The sequence below is a fragment of the Pseudarcicella hirudinis genome (assembly GCF_900115665.1).
In the GTDB taxonomy this organism is placed as follows: domain Bacteria; phylum Bacteroidota; class Bacteroidia; order Cytophagales; family Spirosomataceae; genus Pseudarcicella; species Pseudarcicella hirudinis.
Genome location: NZ_FOXH01000012.1, coordinates 154855 through 174071 on the forward strand (window position 1 = coordinate 154855; position 19217 = coordinate 174071).

The following is a 19217-nucleotide window of genomic DNA, read 5'->3' on the forward strand; positions in this document are numbered from 1 at the left end:
AATGGAAAATCCAGTTATAATTTTTGGTGCAGGTAGCCTGGGCGCAGTTGCCCTAGATATTTTCAAGAGAAATAGTGTTGTTACTTATTGTTTTCTTGACGATGATGAAAAGATGCACAATACTGAAATCGATGATGTAATTGTAATGGGAAGCACCGACGATGAGGGTTTCACTAAACTTATTGGAAAAAAATGCGAAGCTTTTATCGCTATTGATGACATAAAAGTGAGAAAGAATTTAGTAGAAATGCTGAATGACCGCAGAAAAGTTCAACCCGTCAATGCTGTTCATGACTCAACAATTATAGCTTCTACAGCTGGAATTGGTCATGGTAATCTGATTTCTGCAGGAAGTATCATTAATGCCAGAGCTAATATCGGCAACCATTGTCTTATTCATAGCAAAGTATTAATTGATGCTGACACAAAAATTTCAGATTTCGTTCAGATCGGAGCAGGGAGTTCAATCGGTACCTCTGTTGAGATCGGAGAAGGAACTTTTATTGGTTCGGGGGTAACTATTGTTTCTGGAGTAAAAATTGGAAAAGGAGCAAGAATAGGAGCAGGTTCTGTTGTAATTGAAAATATTGCTGCAAAAGAAACAGTTTTCGGGAATCCGGCAAAAAAGATATAATATCTTTCAACTTATTGTAAGGGCGGTGAAACTTAGAAATAGTTTCACCGCCCTTTTTTATAAGCGTTCAATATTTTCTTCTTTCAATAATTCAATGGCATTAAATTTTAGAAATAGCTGAGCTAAAACGATAACATCTTCCCTGCAATATCTTGCTATTTTACCCAGATCATTTTCCAGGTAATACGTTTCATTTACTTTATCACCGCTTATTTCATTCTTACTGCTCGGAATATTAAATATAGCCGCTAATAATTCTAAAGAAGTGAAATTCTTTTTATCGCCAAACTTCCACATTTCAAGTGTATCAAGATGCTTTATTTCCCATGGCTTTTTACCTGAAACCTGTAATGCCGCAGGTATTTCTACACCTTTTATTAACATCCTTCTACATAAATAAGGAAAATCAAACTCTTTTCCATTATGAGCACAAAGGATTAAATCACTTGGTTTGTATTTGTTTTCTATCAGCTTTTTGAATGAAGCTAAAACTTCTAATTCATCGTGTCCTTCTATAGTCTTCACTTTAAAGCTGATTTCATCATTCTCGTTCCAATAGAAAAAACCCAAGCCTATTACTATTATTTTTCCGAACTCTGCATAGATTCCTGCCCGATTGAAATATTGCTCTTCTTCGGATATTTCCTCAGTATTCTGCAAATAACCTGCCTTTTTCAACCATAAAGGTTTCATCCTATCCGGAAGATTGTTCAAAGAAGAATATTCTGAAATAGTTTCAATATCAATAAAGAGCAGATTCTTTGCGATTTTTTTTAAGTCTGTCATAAATTATTTACAATTAATAATAGTGGAACTGTTGTTTTACTCTATGCATGCAGGATTACCTCATCCTCAATATCTTCTATTTTAGTAAGAAATTCCTCTTTAATGGAATCCGGTACAAATAAGAATTTTTTATCGAAAATAAGATTTTCGATGTAATAGCTAACCCAGTATTCATTATTAAGATGAAAAACTTCCGGAGTAATTGGTTCTACCTTTATAATAGCGCCAGGTTCTAACCTTTCATAAAAATGTCGCAGGAGAGACGTTTTTTGTTCCTGACCATCTTTATTCAAACCAAACCCTCTGGATGTAATAAATACTTTTTCAATACAATCTTCAAGTCTGTTAATTAAATAAACATCCCAGTCGGTTTGATTTAGCTCATTCACAGACCTGGCAATTACAATCTTTATTCCTTCTACTATCGGAAACTCTATGTCTTTTCTCATTTGTATCTCACACTATTTTATTTATACGCCTAATTATACCGATTTGTTTAAATAATTTCCATCTCAAATAAATCAGCAAGATGTATTTTTACTTTTAGACTTACTTCTTTAAAATCTGTTTTTTTGCCTAATTCCTTTTCTAAAGACGTCACAGCTTTGTCATCAATTCCACAGGGAACAATATGATTGAAGTAATTCAAATCTGTATTTACGTTCAAAGCAAAGCCGTGCATTGTTACCCATCTGCTCGCCTTTACACCCATCGCACAAATCTTTCTTGGATTCTTTTGTTCAGCATAATCGATCCATACTCCGGTTAGCCCATCAATTCTTCCGGCGTCGACCCCATATTCTGCGCAAGTTCTGATTATTGCTTCTTCCAGAAATCTCATGTATTTATGAATATCCTGAAAAAAATTATCCAGATCAATAACAGGGTAGCCTACTAATTGTCCTATGCCGTGATAGGTAATATCTCCGCCACGGTTTATTTTATAATATTCTGCATTATTATTATTCAAGCCTTCTTCATCCAATAAGAGATTTTCCGGCTTTCCACTTTTGCCTAGTGTATAAACATTGGGATGCTCACAAAACAAAAGGAAATTGGGTGTTTCATTTTTCTGATTTTCCGGCAAATCCCGATTCAGTATTTTCTGAGCAACAATATCAGCAAGGAGCTTCTCCTGGTAATCCCAGGCTCTCTTATATTCAATTACTCCCATATCCTGAAAACTCACTCTTTTATTCTGCATATTTTTCTTATTGATTAAAAGCTGAAATATCTTTTCATCGCTTTTATGTTACTTCTGACTTTCTGATCAGTCTTGAAATCTGATAATTTAAATCAAATTTCAAAATATTTTCTTTCAATATCAACAATCATTTTTTAAAGATAATTCAAATGCCAAAACATCTTGATACCGGTAAACTAGGGGAGGATCTTGCTGAGCGGTTCTTACTTGAAAAAGGTTATCAGATTATAAAAAGAAACTATTTCTATGAAAAGGCTGAAATTGATCTTATTACTTTAAAGGATAAATTTCTTGTATTTGTAGAAGTAAAATCACTGCATAACACTTCATTTGGCATGCCTGAGGATTCTGTAAATAAAAGAAAGATTCAACTGATTCTAAAAGCGGCAGAAAATTACATCTTCGAAAACGATTGGAAAGGAGAGATTCGATTTGATATTATTTCTATTATTTTCAAAAAGGGAGACTTTGAAATCATGCATTTTGAAGATGCATTTTATTAATGAACATTTTCATTTTGTTTCACGTTACACAATAGCCAATCTATTACTTCTATTCCTCATTTCTGTAAATTAACCAGGTCTGGTACAAGTCTGATAATAATTACAATACTAAATACTTATAAAAAGCTTAGGAAGAGCGTTGTTTCAGAAATGTTTAAAACATAACTGAAAAATCTCCCTTATCTTTGTATTAACAAATTTTAATAAATATGATTAATTACTTTTCTGAAGATGTGGATTTTGAAATTTCAGAATCAGAAATCAAATCTTCCTGGCTTACTAAAGTTATTGAAAATGAAGGTTATAATTTATCTGAACTCAATTATATCTTTTGCTCAGATGAGTACCTTCACAAGATCAATTTAGAGTATCTGGAACATGATACTTATACCGATATTATTACCTTCGATAACTCTGAAGAAGAAGGATTAATAGAAGGAGACATTTTCATTAGTGTGGAACGGGTAAAAGAGAATGCCATAGCCTTTAATACCAGCTTTGAAAATGAGTTAAAAAGGGTTCTGGTACATGGTGTTTTGCACCTCTGCGGGTATTTAGATAAGTCTGACGAGGATGAATTATTGATGAGAAGCCTTGAAAACAAGTATATCTCTATATAATTTAAAAAATGCTCCACGTGGAACACTTTACAATAATTATTAATTTTCGACAAAACAGTTATAAAAATCATGTACAAACAATATGATGTGATAGTAGTAGGAGCTGGTCATGCCGGATGCGAAGCCGCACACGCGGCCGCAACTATGGGATCCAGCGTATTACTGATTACCATGAATATGCATACAATAGCCCAGATGTCATGTAACCCAGCAATGGGTGGAGTGGCAAAAGGTCAGATTGTAAGAGAAATTGACGCCCTTGGTGGAATGTCCGGGATAATATCCGACAAGTCTATGATTCAATTCAGAATGTTGAACAGATCCAAGGGTCCTGCTATGTGGTCGCCAAGATGCCAGAGTGACAGAATGAAATTTGCAGAAGAATGGAGATATGCCCTAGAGCAAAATCTTAATGTAGATTTCTGGCAAGAAATGGTATCTGAACTTCTTGTAGAAAATAACAAAGTGATTGGGGTAAAAACACAACTTGGAATTGAAATAAAAGCAAAAGCTGTAGTCCTGACAAATGGCACTTTTCTAAATGGTTTAATACATATTGGCGAGAAAAACTTTGGCGGCGGAAGAACTGCAGAAGGAAAAGCTACAGGAATTACTGAGCAATTGGTCCGCTTAGGTTTTGAAGCAGGCAGAATGAAGACTGGAACACCTCCAAGAGTAGATGGAAGAAGCCTGGATTATTCGAAAATGGAAGAACAGAAAGGAGATGAATCGCCAAATAAGTTTTCCTACCTCGATACTAAACCTTTATCAGAACAAAGAAGTTGCTGGATAACTTATACAAATCAAGCTGTTCATGATGAATTAAAAACAGGATTTGATAAATCACCAATGTTTTCCGGAAGAATAAAAGGTCTGGGTCCGAGATATTGTCCATCAGTAGAAGATAAAATAAACAGATTTGCTGATAAAGACAGACATCAGATTTTCGTGGAACCTGAAGGATGGAATACAGTAGAGGTTTATGTAAATGGATTTTCTACCTCTCTCCCTGAGGATGTTCAATACAATGCCCTGAGAAAAATTCCGGGTTTTGAAAATGTAAAAATGTTCAGACCAGGTTATGCAATTGAATATGATTATTTTCCACCAACACAATTAAAATCTACACTGGAGACTAAATTAGTAGAGAATCTATTCTTTGCAGGACAAATAAACGGAACAACAGGGTATGAGGAGGCCGCTTGTCAGGGATTAATGGCTGGGATTAATGCTCATCAAAAATCTGAAAATAAAGCAGATTTTACATTAAACCGATCAGAAGCATATATTGGCGTATTAATAGATGATCTCATAAATAAAGGTACGGAAGAACCATACAGAATGTTCACCTCAAGAGCAGAATACAGAACACTTTTAAGACAGGATAACGCTGATATTCGTCTTACTCAAAAAGGTTTTGAAATTGGTTTAGCTTCTGAAGAGCGAGTGAAAAATGTTAATACCAAAATAGAACAGTCGAAATTCTTAACAGAAGAGCTTAAAATTAAAAAAGTAAAGCCCGATGAGGTTAACAACATTCTTGAAAGCCTCGGAACTTCAACATTAAGAGAAGGAACAAGTCTTTTAAATCTCTTAAAAAGACCTAATATTGGTATTGAAGAATTAAAAACACTTACTCCTGAAGTAGAAGAACTCATCCGGAACTATAGTACTGAAATTCTTGAACAGGTAGAAATAAACGTTAAATATGAAAGCTATATTGAGAAAGAGCAATTAATGGTAGAGAAAGTAAGTCGTCTTGAGAACCTTTTGATTCCGGAATCATTTGATTATTCAAAGCTAACTACTATCTCAATTGAAGGTCGTCAAAAATTAGCCAAAATCAAACCTGCAACAATCGGACAGGCATCAAGAATAAGCGGTGTCTCAGCTTCTGATGTTTCAGTTCTGATGGTTTACATGGGTAGATAAATTAAATAAAAAGAGCTTGTCAATTCAAAAAATGGAGAAACTAAGTAATTGTCCCGTTTGTAAAAATAATAAAACAAATCATTATCTTACCTGTAAAGATTACACTGTAAGTCATGAGAATTTTGAAATAGTAAGTTGTGAGAATTGTGGTTTCAAATTTACCAATCCAAGACCATCTCAAAACGAAATTGGTAAATATTATAAATCTGAATCTTATATTTCTCACAGTAATACTTCCAAAGGTCTTATTTCAAAGTTATATCACTCCGTAAGGAAATACACACTGAAAGGCAAGCTCAATTTAATTAATGGTTTATTAGCAAAACGAGGTTCCTTACTGGATGTAGGTTGCGGGACCGGAATGTTCTTAAAGACCTGCCAGGAAGATGGTTGGAAGATATCAGGGATTGAGGTGGATGAATCTGCAGGAAAATATGCATCAGAATTAACAAGTATTGAAATAAAAAATGAAATATTAGGTTCCTTCTCCGCAGAGCAATTTGACATTATTTCGATGTGGCATGTATTAGAGCATGTGCATCTTTTAGAGGAGACTGTTCAATGGCTTTACGAAAGGTTATCAGACAAAGGGTATCTTATTATCGCTGTACCAAATCATGAATCAAAAGACGCCCAGATATATCAGGAGAACTGGGCCGCCTATGATGTTCCAAGACACCTTTATCATTTTTCTCAGGCAAGTATTTCACAGTTATTTGAACAAAAAGGCTTCTCTCTGCATAAAACTCTCCCTATGTATTTCGATTCATTTTATGTGAGTATGCTTAGCACAAAATACAAAAGTGGTAAGATAAATTACACTGAAGCTTTTTTCAAAGGATTAAAATCAAATAACTGGGCAAAAGATCATAACAACAATTATTCAAGTCTGATTTATATATTTAAGAAGATTTAACTTTTAAACAGAAATATTATTCCACCCTCAATGTTTAGAGAATGTTGAGGGTTTTATTTTAAATTCAGATAAATAAACCTCAAACAGACCAAACAAATTTTTTAAGTTGTCAAAAACACAATTCGCTAAATGAAAACCAAAAAGTTATTATTTCTTGCATTTTCAAGTTTTATTATCTCTTTAATGACTATAAGCTGTGCTCAGGTTGTAGCCCCGACCGGAGGTAAAAAAGACACACTTGCTCCTAAAGTAGTTAAGACTATTCCTGTCAACCAATCGATCAATTTTAATGGGAAAATTATAGAATTGACTTTTGACGAGTATGTATCTGTTGAGAATATACAGCAACAATTACTGATTACACCCGGCATCGAAGAAATGTATATTCCTAAAATTAATCCAAAAGGAGCAAGACTTACTTTCAACAAACCATTAAAACCAAATACCACATACAGTTTCAATTTCAGGAACTCTTTCAAAGACATTACAGAAAGAAATGCAGCTAAAAATGTAAAAATTGTTTTTAGTACAGGAAGTAGTATTGATTCGTTGAAAATCTCAGGAACCATCAAGAATCCAGCAAAAAATCAACCTGTTTTAGATGCCTTAGTAGGTTTGTATTATGTATCAGATACCCTCAAACCATCAAAGGCAAAACCCTACTACTTTACAAAAACGGATAGTGCCGGCAAATTCTCCATAGAAAATATAGCACCGGCCAGGTACAGAATTTTTGCCCTTTCAGATATAAATAATAACCTGCTTTATGAAGATGGAAAAGAATCCATTGGCTTTATCAAAGATGAAATAGATCTGAAATCAAACATCAGCGATCTAAAGATAGATATGTCTAAAATAGAAAGGCAGTCCAATAAGGTAATTAAAACAAGAGCTACTTCTAATTACTATTTTATAGAATATGCAAGGGGTATAAAGAGTGCCAAGTTTGAATATCAAAATGCTAAAGATTCTCTGGTTTTTCAACAAATGGAACCAAGACAAATTCGTCTTTTCAATATAAATAATAATTCCACAGATACTATTAAAGTTAAAATAACATTGACTGACTCTCTCGAAAAAACTTTTACACATGAGCAAAAAGTAAAATTCAGAACCAAAAATAAGAAAGAAGATGGTGTAAGAGACAAATACGAAATAAAGGTAGAACCAGCTAATCTATCAGATGTAGAACTGGCAGAAATTGGTATAAAGATAAAATTCACAAAGCCCACTGTAAAAACAGATTTTACAAAAATCCAACTATTAGCAGACACAATAACTCCTGTGAACCTCAGTAAAGAAAATTATACCTGGAATACGGATAAAACAGAATTGACCATTAAATCAAATAAAAAAGTAAAACAAGGCTTCAAATTAAGTATCCCCAAACAAACCTTCTTCTCTGTTGAAAATGATACAGCTGCTGCCATAAAGAATTACTATACAATCAGGGATCCTGAAAAATATGGAATCATTTCAGGTACTATAACCAACGCAGCAAAAAAGGATTTCATCGTTCAACTTCTTGATCCCAATTTCGAAGTTAAATACGAATTAAAGAATAAGGAGAATTACCAATTCGAATTTGTAAAGGCCGGTACCTATCTCATAAGAGTTATAGTAGATGAAAATAAGAATGGTAAATGGGATTTCGGAGATCTGGATACATATACCCTTCCTGAACCTATACTATACATTCAGGATAAAGTAAAACTTAAGCAGAACTTCGAACTGACGGGATTCAATTTCAAAATTGAATAGATTTTCGGTCAACGAAACCTTTACACAAAACCCTGAAAATATCTGAAAATCAAAAAACTTTGTAAAAACTGTGGATAACTATGTGGAAAGACCTCCATTTTTCGTGGAAATGGTACGATTTTAGACACGGATTTTTGTGGAGAAAAAAAATCAAAATGTGAATAAGAGTTATCCACATTTCCAGAAGTGGATAACCCCTGAAGTTTTCCCCGTTCTCAATACACATTTACAACATATCCACAAAGGTTGATAAAGGATCTATTTATAAACAGGGTTAAATTGTGGAAAATGTGGAATAAAATAGAGAAGTCTAAGAATCAAACACTTATATGTTGATAAATAAATAAAAACTGTGGAGAAAATAAACGTAATTAACAATACCTTAAAATAGGTAACGTTCAGTAAATATAATCCACATATCCACAGCATAAATAGAAGTAATAAGTTTCTCTTTTTAAAAAATAAAATATCTATTAAATAAATGATAAAGGTTATGTTGAAAACTCTGACGTTGATTTTTGTCCTTTCCATTTCAGTATTTTTTTCTTTCTCTTCTATGGCACAGGATGCTGAATTAGGAATGGAATATTTGAAAGCAGGAGAGTATGCTAAAGCCAAAACCATTTTCCAGAAGCTTGCCAGAAATAAGGAGAACGTTCAGAGCATTTATAAACCTTATCTGCAGACATTAATTAAACTGAAGGAATGGGATGACGCTGAAAAATTTATCAAGAAACAAATCAAAAATTCAGATGGGGCTCCACGGTATGAGGTGGATCTTGGAAAACTTTACGAACAAAATGATAAAAAGGAAGAAGCTGCCAGGCAATACGGCAAAGCCATTGAAAAAGTGAAAAGTAATGAAGAGGAGGTGATGGGTATGATGAATTATTTTGCTGAACAAATGCAGTATAATTTAGCAGTGGAAACATTAAAAGCCTCGCGTACGTTTCTTAAATCGGAAAATAAGTATTCTATGCAGCTGGCCAAATTATATCGTGCGCAGGGAAAGACAGCTGAAATGATAGAAGAGTATCTGAAATTTGGACTAAGTAATGATAACAGAGAAATTGTTCAGAACCTGATACAGGACGACTTGAAAGAAGAAAAGGATATAGAGCTGTTTGAAAAGACCTTGTATGAGAAAGTTCAGAAGTATCCGAATGAGGCATATTATTCTGAATTTCTCATCTGGCATCTGATTCAGAAAAAAGAATTTTATAAGGCTTTTGTACAGGCAAGAGCTTTAGACAGAAGATACAAGAGAGAAGGAAGTCAGGTAAATGATCTTGGGTTTCTTGCTTTCCAGAATAAAGATTATACTAACTCAGGAAAGATTTTTGAATACCTGGTTAAGGAATATCCTAAAAACCAGAATTATCCGCTTTGGAGAAGAATGTTGATAACCTCAAAAGAAGAAGTTATCAAGACAACCTACCCGATTAATCAGCAGGACATACGTTTACTTATTGCTGAATATAGCAAACTTTTAGACGAAGTTGGTATTAACGCCAGGACTCTCGATGCTTTGAGAAATAAGGCATTATTATATGCTTTTTACCTTAATGAAAAAGATACAGCTGTTGCGGTGTTAACAAATGCCATAAAATTAGGAACAGCTGATCAGATATTTGTGGATAAGTGCAAGCTTGACCTCGGAGATATTTACCTGCTTAAATCTGAACCCTGGGAAGCCACATTGATTTACTCACAGGTGGAAAAGTCTGAAAAGGATAGTCCTTTAGGTTATGACGCTAAACTCAGAAATGCTAAACTCAATTATTTTCGCGGAGATTTTGAACTGTCTAAAGAAGTTTTGGACATTCTGAAACAGGCTACAACAAGGGAAATTGCTAATGATGCCATGCAACTTAGTCTGTTGATTCAGGATAACACTGGAATGGATAGCACAGAAATGGCGATGAAAGCTTATGCTTCTGTTGAGTTATTACTTTTTCAAAACAGAACTTCTGAAGCTATTGATGAATTAACCAGAATGTTGGCAAAGTATGAAGGACATAGTCTTACTGATGAAGTTTTGTTTCTCAGAGCAAAAACTTACTTGAAGTTGGGGGATGTTCAGAATGCGATGAAAGACCTGGAAACGATAAGACAAAAGTTTTCCACAGATATTCTTGGAGATGATGCTGAATTCAATCTGGCGAAGATTTATGAAGAAAAACTCAAGCAACCGGATAAAGCCATGGAACTATACAGGGAGCTGCTTCAAAAATATCCGGGAAGTATATACGGGTCGGAAGCCAGAAAAAAAATCAGAAATTTAAGAGGGGACGCAATAAATTAGCGTCCTTTTCATTTTATATTGTAGCAGAAAAATTGCCAGTCACACTATTTACTTTTTTCCTGGTATTTCAGGTTAGTTTTCATTTGACAATGAGTTAATATTAAAAGCTTATCCACTTAGTCAATCTATAAATCCTGATGAAAAGGTTATTTCTAATACCTGCCATTTTACTTGTTTTCGTATCTCTCGTTTGTTTTGGACAAAAACAAAAAGAAATCTTCGTTTGTAGCTATTACGGTCAGCCGATTAGTCCCGAAAGTCTTTGTCTTAATTTTCAGGGATTTATGTCTAATCATCGTGCAGAGAGGGTGGTAGATAGTTTGACAAAAGCGATGGGCGTACCTACTAATCCGTTCAAAGTAATGGAATGCCCGAATATAGATAACTGTTTTGCAACCTTCCTTAATAGTGAACCTTATATCATTTACGACAGAGACTTTCTGGCAAGGGTTTCTAGAATAGCTCAGAAAGACTGGGCAGCAATTTCTATTTTGGCTCATGAAATCGGGCACCACACTAATTTTCATACTACAGACGGAGCAGGAAGCAGGCCGGAGAAAGAACTTCAGGCGGATTATTCTTCGGGATTCTATCTTCATAACCTGGGAGCAAGTCTGGAGGAATCACAACTGGCAATGAAACATTTTCAGTCAGAACAAGCTACTAAGACTCACCCTGCCAGATCGCAAAGAATGGCGGCTATCAGAACAGGCTGGCTGGCTGCTGAAAGTATGTATCCGAAATTTAAGGAAATAGTAAAAGAAGAGTCTGCTCCGAAAGTACTTTCAATTTCTTCCAATCCGAATGATGATCTGCCGGAAGAATTAATAGATACAAATGATGAATCAGAAAGTCTGTTAAGCAGAACAGGATGTATCTCCGGAAATTGTGTTGATGGAACAGGCTATTTTATCCACAAGTCACAGGGAAGTTATAAAGGAGCCTGGAAGAATGGAAAAAGACATGGTTGGGGTATTCTTTATTATCCTAACGGAAGCAAGAAATATGAAGGACAATTCGTAATGGGTGAGAAACAGGGAAGAGGAACATATTATTTTGAAAACGGAGATTGGTATGTAGGATTGTTTTCCAAAAATGAAATAGTCGGAACAGGAGTCTATCACTACATCAACGGAGATATATTTGAAGGCCCTTACAGCGAATTAACAGAGAATTGAGTATCTGCAACTTCTAATACAGATTATCGGACATAAATTTTGCAATCGGAGGAAAGAACCTGAATCATTTGATTCAGGTTCTTTCCTTTTTATCAAATATTTTAAATAAATTATCAGAAAGATTATGCTTGCATACTAATTTGAATTAAGCAAAACCTATTATATTTGACTAATTAGTATAGTATAATTTATTTCTTTTATTGTATTTTTTCATTGATCATTTCAGACTAAAAATAATATAATGAGTACAGAACCACAATTTTCGAGAGTATTTGACTTGTTACCTTCTTATGTTGCTCTATACAATAAGCCGGATGTTCTGGCTAGTAAAGTCAATGGAGAATGGAAAAAATACAGTGGAGCAGAAGTTATTGAAATTGTCAATAAAGTTAGTCTCGGGCTATTGAGAAAGGGTGTTAGAAAAGATGATAAAATTGCGATAATTTCTAATAACAGACCAGAATGGAATTTCATAGAAATGGGTATTCAACAGTTAGGAGCAGTCTCCGTGCCAATGTACCCGACTATTACTGTGGAAGATTACCGGTATATTTTCACAGATGCCAGCGTTAAACTGATATTTGTTTCCAGCGTTGAATTATTGAATAAAGCAAAAGAAGCAACGTCCTCTCTGCAAGGTATAGAAGGTATTTATACATTTGATAAAGTACCTGATGCATTACATTGGTCAGAAATAGTAAAATCAGGCGAGCATGAAGATATTGCTCAGCTTGATTCTTTTAAAGCCGCAGTAAGCCCGGATGACCTGCTGACGTTAATTTATACTTCCGGTACTACAGGCCAGCCTAAAGGGGTTATGCTTACACATGACAATATTGTGAGTAATGTCAAGGGAATTGTGGAGGCAAGATATTTTGACTTAAGTTCAGATGACAGGGCCCTGAGTTTTCTTCCCTTGTGTCATATTTACGAGCGTACAGATATTTATGTATATATGCGTTATGGCGCATCAATTTACTATGCTGAAAGTATGGACACCATTGCAGACAATTTAAAGGAAGTAAAGCCTAGTATGTTTGCTACAGTGCCACGTTTACTTGAAAAGGTATATGATAAGATTGTTGCAAAAGGATTTGAGCTGACAGGTGTTAAAAAACAGCTCTTCTTCTGGGCTTTAAATCTTGGTCTGAAATATGATCCGACCGGAGATATGGGTTGGTGGTATAATACCCAGCTTAAAATAGCCCGAAAACTGATTTTTAGTAAATGGCAGGAAGCGTTAGGAGGAAAAATTAAATTGATTGCTTCCGGATCTGCTGCTTTACAACCACGTTTGTCAAGAGTTTTCTGGGCAGCTGGCATTCCTATATCTGAAGGATATGGTTTAACGGAAACATCACCGGTTATTTCTGCCTGTAAAGTAATACCTCCTGATTTTAAAGTTGGCTGTGTAGGTACAATTTTGCCGGGAGTTGAGGTGAAAATTTGTGAAGATGGCGAGATCTGCGTAAAAGGACCGAATGTAATGAAGGGATATTATAACAAACCCGAAGCTACTGCTGAAGCAATCGACGAGGGAGGATGGTTCCATACCGGAGATATAGGAGAATTTGTTGAAGGAAAATTTTTGAAGATTACAGACCGGAAGAAAGAAATATTTAAAACTTCCGGAGGAAAATATGTAGCGCCGCAATTAGTGGAGAATAAATTGAAGGAATCAATTTTAATTGAACAGGCAATTGTGGTAGGAGAAGGACAGAAATTTCCCTCTGCATTATTAATCCCGGAATTTAATGCTTTGAAAGAGTGGTGTTCAAAAAATGGAATAGAATATAGCAGCCCTTCCGAAATTATTAAAAATGAGCAGGTGAAAGCAAAAATAGACGAAGAAGTAAAGAAATTAATGACTCATATCGCGCATTATGAACAAGTCAAAAAATTTGAGTTATTACCAAAACCATTTACAATTGATGGAGGAGAGCTAACACCAACCCTGAAGCTTAAGAGAAAAATTATTCATGCCAGATACAAAGATCTTATAGAGAAAATGTATGTGTAAACAGAAAAAGGATTCCAATCGGAATCCTTTTTCTGTTTTATGGAAAGAGTTCTATATTCAGGAAAGAAGATATGCTTTGAAAGAACTGAAATCTTTAGGCATCGCAATAGCCACTTTCTCTTTTGATAAAAGAGCCTCCAAACGTTCAGGAACAGGAACTTTTGTATGAAGAGTTTCCTCCACAACATCAAGAAATTTAGCAAAATGGGCAGTCGATAAGAAAACGCCAGCTACTTTTTCACCAAGGCTTTCAGTATAAGCTTTCAAACCAAGATAGGCTACAGCTGTATGAGGACACATGATATAGCCCGTTTGGTCATAAACCTTTTTCATGGCTTTTTTGGTTTCCTCATCATTTCTGAAATCACCTGTAATTTTTTGGATTACCTGATCAAAATCAGATCCGGCCAGAATTTTCATGCGGATAAAGTTTGACGGATTCCCAACATCCATTGCATTTGAAATAGTCTCCTGTGATGTTTTTGGAGCATAAACACCTGATTTCAAATAGTCAGGAACAATGTTGTTAATGTTTGTTGCTGCGACGAACATTTTAACTGGTAAGCCCATCTTTGCGGCAATCAGACCAGCACTGAGATTTCCAAAATTTCCGCTTGGCACACAGAAAACAACCGGGGCTGTATTTCCGGCTTTCTTTAATTGTGCATAAGCATTGAAATAATAAAAAGACTGTGGTATTAACCTCGAAATATTAATAGAATTAGCTGAAGCAAGATTGAACTTTTGGCGTAAATCCTGATCGAGGAAAGCAGCTTTAACCAAAGCCTGACAATCATCAAATGTTCCGTCCACTTCTAAAGCTGTTACGTTTTTACCCAGCGTTGTTAATTGTTTCTCCTGAATATCGGAAACCTTGCCTTTTGGATATAAGATAGTAACCTTGATTCCCGGAGTTTCATAAAAACCCTGGGCTACGGCGCCACCGGTATCTCCGGAAGTAGCGACTAAAATATGGATATCTTTATTGGATTTTTGAAGGAAATAAGACATTAATGCGGCCATAAATCTTGCACCAAAGTCTTTAAATGCCATTGAAGGACCATGAAAAAGCTCCAGTACATAAGTATCTGGTTCAATTTCAACAATAGGGGCTTCAAAGTTTATAGCAGTGTTTACTATCTTTCGAAGATCGTTTTCGGGAATATCATTCCCGATTAATGCTTTACTTACTTCAAAAGCGATTTCTGTCAATGATAAATTCTGGATGTTGTCAAAGAATGATTGAGGAAGTTCCGAAATTTCATAAGGCATGTATAAACCATTATCCTGAGGTAAACCTCTGAAAACAGCCTCTTCTAATAAAACATCCGGACTTTGATGGTTGGTACTATAAAGTATCATAATATTATAAAATTTTACTCATCAGAATGATGCCTGAAATACTTTGGGATAATCGAAGCACAAAATTAGGTCAAAAGGATTATAAATTTATTAAAAATGGGAATTTGTAAAATCATATTTAATTACCTTGTAGCGAAGAAAGAAAAAATACCGGCTTTTTAAGTCCTTAAAGAACACTCAGATTCATATTAAAATCCAGGGAATCCACCCTCTCCGAATAAAAAATTATGATACATTATAGTATAGAAGCAGATAATTCACAAAACCATTTCTTAAAGATAGAAATGGAAATAGCCAAAATCGATAAGGATATTTTAGAAATACAGTTACCAGCCTGGAGACCCGGGAGATATGAGTTACAGCATTTTGCCAGGAATATTCAGAAATTTGAAATTTTTGATGAAAAAGGAAAACCTGTAATTTTTAAAAAGATTTTGAAAGACCGATGGACTGTAGAAACCCGGGGACTTGATAAAATCAAACTTTTTTTAACCTACTATGCCAATGTTCAGAATGCAGGTTCTTCCTATGTGGATGAAAAAACACTTTATGTAAATTTTGTAAACTGTTTACCATATGCAGAAGGAAGAATGGACGAACCGTGTCTGGTCAACTTAAAAATTCCTGGAAATTTTCAGATTGCCTGTGGTTTGGAGCAAATTAAAGAAAAGCAACTTTTTGCCAAAGACTATTACGAATTAGTAGATTCTCCCTTATTGGCCAGCCCTTTGTTGGTACATGAGAAATATCAGGTTGGGGAAGTAAATTTCTTTATCTGGTTTTTGGGTGATTATGCAGTTAACTGGGAAAAAGTTAAAAGTGATTTCCTGAAATTTACAGAAGTTCAGATTGCAATGATGGGAGATTTTCCTGAAAAAGACTATCATTTCATTAACTGGATTCTTCCAACACCATATTATCATGGGGTTGAACATAAAAATTCAACAATGATAGTATTAGGACCGGATTCAGAAGGAGAGGGACTCTATTCAGATTTACTTGGGGTGAGTTCTCATGAACTTTTTCATACCTGGAACATTTGTAAAATCCGCCCTGTAGAAATGCTTCCTTATAATTTTACCAGAGAAAACTATTTTCCAACAGGTTTTGTAGCTGAGGGTGTAACGACTTACTACGGGGATTTATTTCTAAAACGTTCAGGTGTTTTTAGCCTTGAAGATTATATAAAAGAACTTGGAACAATCTTAAAAAGGCATTTTGAGCAGGATGGAAGGGCTTTTCAGTCATTGATTGAATCCTCATTTGACCTCTGGCTCGATGGATATGCCCCCGCTATACCAGATAGAAGGGTCTCTATTTACCAGAAAGGTGCTGTTGTGGCATTGATTCTGGATTTAACAATACGCTTTAAAACAAACCATGAAAAATCGCTTGATGATGTCATGCAGATGATGTGGGAGAGATTCGGGAAAAAGACAAAAGGGTACTCATTACAGGATTATCAGATTATTTCTGAAGAAGTTTACGGAGAAAGTCTGGATTATTACTTTGATAATTGTATAGCTGGAAATAAACCGCTAGAAGAGGAGCTAAATAGTCTTTTAAAGAAAACAGGCTTATGGATAAATATAAATGAAGAAGGAAAAATATCACTGGAAGTAACAGATCCGGAAAATGAAAACCTGAAAAAGTGGTTAAATTAAAAACGGAGGCATTCTAAAATGCCTCCGTTTTTAATTAATATACAAATGTGCCAAACTCAGAATTAATCGTTACTTTTTTCTCTTCTGAAGCTTCAACCCGGCCAATGATTTGGGCATTGATACCGAATGATTTTGAAATGTCTATAACAGTTTGAGCATACTGTTCATTTAAATAGATTTCAAGACGATGCCCCATATTAAATACTTTATACATTTCTTTGAAATCTGTTCCGCTTTGTTCCTGTATTAACCTGAAAAGAGGAGGCAAGGAGAACATATTATCTTTGATGATATGAACATTATCTACAAAATGTAAAACCTTTGTCTGGGCTCCGCCGGAACAATGAACCATTCCATGAATTACCGGACGCAGTTGTTCAAGAATTGTTTTTACTACCGGAGCATAAGTTCTGGTAGGAGAAAGGATTAATTGTCCAACGTTTAATGGCGTTCCTTCTACTAAATCAGTTAATTTTTTTTGCCCGCTGTAAATTAAAGATTCCGGAACGGCAGGATCAAAACTTTCTGCATATTTACCGGCAAGGTAATGTCCCAAAACATCATGTCTGGCTGAAGTTAGTCCATTTGAACCCATACCTCCATTGTAGATGCTTTCATAGTTCGACTGGCCATCTGAGGCCAGACCGACAATTACATCTCCTGCCTGAATAGTATGGTTCGAAATGACATCTGCTCTTTTCATTCTGGAAATAACAGTTGAGTCAACAATAATGGTTCTTACCAAATCGCCGACATCTGCCGTTTCACCGCCGGTACTCCAGATGCCAATGCCGTTATCACGAAGCATTTGAAGAACCTCTTCTGTACCATTGATAATTTCCGCAATAACTTCTCCGGGAATAAGATTTTTATTACGACCGATTGTACTTGATAAAAGCATGTGATCTGTTGCTCCAACGCAAATCAGGTCGTCAGTATTCATTACCACAGCATCCTGAGCAATACCTCTCCATACAGAAATATCTCCTGTTTCTTTCCAGTAAAGATAAGCCAATGATGATTTCGTCCCGGCTCCGTCAGCATGCATGATATTGCAATAAGCTTCATCTCCACCCAGCATATCAGGTGAAATTTTACAAAATGCCTTAGGGAAAAGACCTTTATCAAGCTTTTCAATGGCTTTATGTACATCTTCTTTTGAGGCCGATACACCTCTTTTCATATAGCGATCTGTAGTCATTCAGATTTTGATTAACAATCAGAAAACCGATTGTGAATTCGATAAACTTCTTTATTTTTCTTGTTTTAATAAAGCAAACTCTTTGGCAAAATAAGTAAGAATTACTTTTGCTCCGGCCCGTTTCATAGAAGTAAGACATTCCACCATCGTTCTGGTTCCGTCCAGCCAGCCGTTTTGTGCGGAGGCTTTAACCATTGCATATTCTCCTGAAACATTATAGGCTGCAATTGGAATATTGAAATTATCATTCAATAATTTTATAATGTCAAGATATGCCAATGCTGGTTTAACCATTAAAAAATCTGCGCCTTCGGCGTAATCTAATTCTGCTTCAATCAAAGCTTCTTTAGTATTAGCCGGGTTCATCTGATAACTCTTTTTATCGCCAAATTTCGGGGCTGATTCTAAAGCATCACGAAAGGGACCGTAAAAAGCAGAAGCATATTTTGCAGTATATGACATAATGCTGACATTGGTAAAGCCTTCATCATCCAGGGTTTCTCTTAAATAACCGACTCTGCCATCCATCATGTCAGATGGTCCGATGATGTCTGCTCCTGCGCGGGCTTGTGCCAAAGCCATATTTCCTAAAATCTGAAGGGTTTCATCATTAAGGATTTTACCATCTTCTACCAAGCCATCATGGCCATCAGAGCTGTAAGGATCCATGGCAACATCAGTCATTATGCAAATTTCAGGGAATTTATTCTTGATTTTATGAATGCTTTCCAGATACATATTCCCAAGCCTGTAGCTTTCGGAAGCGTATTTGTCTTTTCTGGCCTCAGGAATTTGTGGAAATAAATCAATTGCTTTAATACCCAGGTCCTGACAAACAGCAATTTCTTCCAAAAGTTTATCTGTAGTATATCTGAAAATGCCAGGCATTGACTTTACTTCGGTAGTTAAATTTTGCCCTTCCATTACGAACATCGGGTAAATAAGATCGCTTACTGAAAGGGTTGTTTCTTCGACCATCGCACGGATGGCGGCCGACTGACGATTTCTGCGGGGTCTGCGGAGCATAATGAATAAATTTATGATTTAGGCCATAGCCTGAACCCTGTTTAAATGTTTTGCAAAATTAAGGACAAACATCCTCAACTTTAAACAATACCTGCTAAACTTTCA

Annotated in this window: 16 protein-coding genes; 10 read left to right on the plus strand and 6 right to left on the minus strand. The window is 35.4% G+C overall.

Annotated elements, in window-relative coordinates:
- The first annotated feature begins 1 nt into the window (after nucleotide 1).
- The gene (locus tag BM179_RS18650; RefSeq protein WP_092018681.1) at nucleotides 2-634 is read left to right on the plus strand and encodes a NeuD/PglB/VioB family sugar acetyltransferase; all 633 of its coding nucleotides are present in this window, start codon (nucleotides 2-4) and stop codon (nucleotides 632-634) included.
- A 57-nt stretch (nucleotides 635-691) separates the two neighbouring features.
- Here the strand turns inward: BM179_RS18650 and BM179_RS18655 are convergent, their stop codons facing one another.
- The 3 genes from BM179_RS18655 to lipB are packed head-to-tail and all read right to left on the minus strand — an operon-like array spanning nucleotide 692 to nucleotide 2624.
- Nucleotides 692-1420 (minus strand): 3'-5' exonuclease, encoded by a 729-nt coding sequence (locus BM179_RS18655; protein ID WP_092018682.1) that lies wholly within the window; start codon nucleotides 1418-1420, stop codon nucleotides 692-694.
- Between the two features lie 41 nt (nucleotides 1421-1461).
- Complete coding sequence (locus BM179_RS18660) at nucleotides 1462-1869, minus strand: hypothetical protein (RefSeq protein WP_092018683.1); 408 nt, start codon at nucleotides 1867-1869, stop codon at nucleotides 1462-1464.
- Nucleotides 1870-1916: 47 nt separating this feature from the next.
- Nucleotides 1917-2624 carry a lipoyl(octanoyl) transferase LipB gene (gene lipB / locus BM179_RS18665; protein ID WP_092018684.1) on the minus strand — a complete coding sequence of 236 codons (708 nt, stop codon included), beginning with the start codon at nucleotides 2622-2624 and terminating at the stop codon, nucleotides 1917-1919.
- A gap of 149 nt (nucleotides 2625-2773) precedes the next feature.
- Between lipB and BM179_RS18670 the strand changes: the two genes are divergently transcribed.
- The 8 genes from BM179_RS18670 to BM179_RS18705 all read left to right on the plus strand — a co-directional run bounded on the left by BM179_RS18670 (nucleotide 2774) and on the right by BM179_RS18705 (nucleotide 13859).
- A complete protein-coding gene (locus tag BM179_RS18670; protein WP_092018685.1) occupies nucleotides 2774-3127 on the plus strand; it encodes a YraN family protein in 354 nt (117 codons plus the stop codon).
- 209 nt (nucleotides 3128-3336) lie between these two features.
- Complete coding sequence (ybeY, locus tag BM179_RS18675; RefSeq protein ID WP_092018686.1) at nucleotides 3337-3747, plus strand: rRNA maturation RNase YbeY; 411 nt, start codon at nucleotides 3337-3339, stop codon at nucleotides 3745-3747.
- Nucleotides 3748-3816: 69 nt separating this feature from the next.
- Entirely contained in the window at nucleotides 3817-5679 is a 1863-nt protein-coding gene (mnmG, locus tag BM179_RS18680; protein ID WP_092018687.1) for a tRNA uridine-5-carboxymethylaminomethyl(34) synthesis enzyme MnmG, read from the plus strand.
- A 31-nt stretch (nucleotides 5680-5710) separates the two neighbouring features.
- Complete coding sequence (locus BM179_RS18685) at nucleotides 5711-6595, plus strand: class I SAM-dependent methyltransferase (protein WP_092018688.1); 885 nt, start codon at nucleotides 5711-5713, stop codon at nucleotides 6593-6595.
- Nucleotides 6596-6724: 129 nt separating this feature from the next.
- On the plus strand, nucleotides 6725-8356 hold the full coding sequence (locus tag BM179_RS18690; RefSeq protein WP_092018689.1) for an Ig-like domain-containing domain: 1632 nt from the start codon (nucleotides 6725-6727) through the stop codon (nucleotides 8354-8356).
- Nucleotides 8357-8849: 493 nt separating this feature from the next.
- Nucleotides 8850-10661, plus strand: a complete 1812-nt coding sequence (locus BM179_RS18695) for a tetratricopeptide repeat protein (RefSeq protein WP_229632982.1) — start codon at nucleotides 8850-8852, stop codon at nucleotides 10659-10661.
- 137 nt (nucleotides 10662-10798) lie between these two features.
- Nucleotides 10799-11839, plus strand: a complete 1041-nt coding sequence (locus BM179_RS18700; protein ID WP_092018690.1) for a M48 family metalloprotease — start codon at nucleotides 10799-10801, stop codon at nucleotides 11837-11839.
- 241 nt (nucleotides 11840-12080) lie between these two features.
- Nucleotides 12081-13859 (plus strand): AMP-dependent synthetase/ligase, encoded by a 1779-nt coding sequence (locus BM179_RS18705; RefSeq protein ID WP_092018691.1) that lies wholly within the window; start codon nucleotides 12081-12083, stop codon nucleotides 13857-13859.
- 57 nt (nucleotides 13860-13916) lie between these two features.
- Here the strand turns inward: BM179_RS18705 and thrC are convergent, their stop codons facing one another.
- Nucleotides 13917-15221, minus strand: a complete 1305-nt coding sequence (gene thrC, locus BM179_RS18710; protein WP_092018692.1) for a threonine synthase — start codon at nucleotides 15219-15221, stop codon at nucleotides 13917-13919.
- Between the two features lie 227 nt (nucleotides 15222-15448).
- Here thrC and BM179_RS18715 point away from each other — a divergent pair, with 227 nt between their 5' ends.
- Entirely contained in the window at nucleotides 15449-16885 is a 1437-nt protein-coding gene (locus BM179_RS18715) for a M61 family metallopeptidase (protein WP_229632983.1), read from the plus strand.
- A 34-nt stretch (nucleotides 16886-16919) separates the two neighbouring features.
- Here the strand turns inward: BM179_RS18715 and BM179_RS18720 are convergent, their stop codons facing one another.
- Both BM179_RS18720 and hemB read right to left on the minus strand, forming a co-directional pair.
- On the minus strand, nucleotides 16920-18086 hold the full coding sequence (locus tag BM179_RS18720; RefSeq protein ID WP_092018693.1) for an AIR synthase related protein: 1167 nt from the start codon (nucleotides 18084-18086) through the stop codon (nucleotides 16920-16922).
- 51 nt (nucleotides 18087-18137) lie between these two features.
- Nucleotides 18138-19112: a porphobilinogen synthase gene (gene hemB / locus BM179_RS18725; RefSeq protein ID WP_092018694.1), complete on the minus strand. Its 975-nt coding sequence runs from the start codon at nucleotides 19110-19112 to the stop codon at nucleotides 18138-18140.
- Nucleotides 19113-19217: the final 105 nt, after the last annotated feature.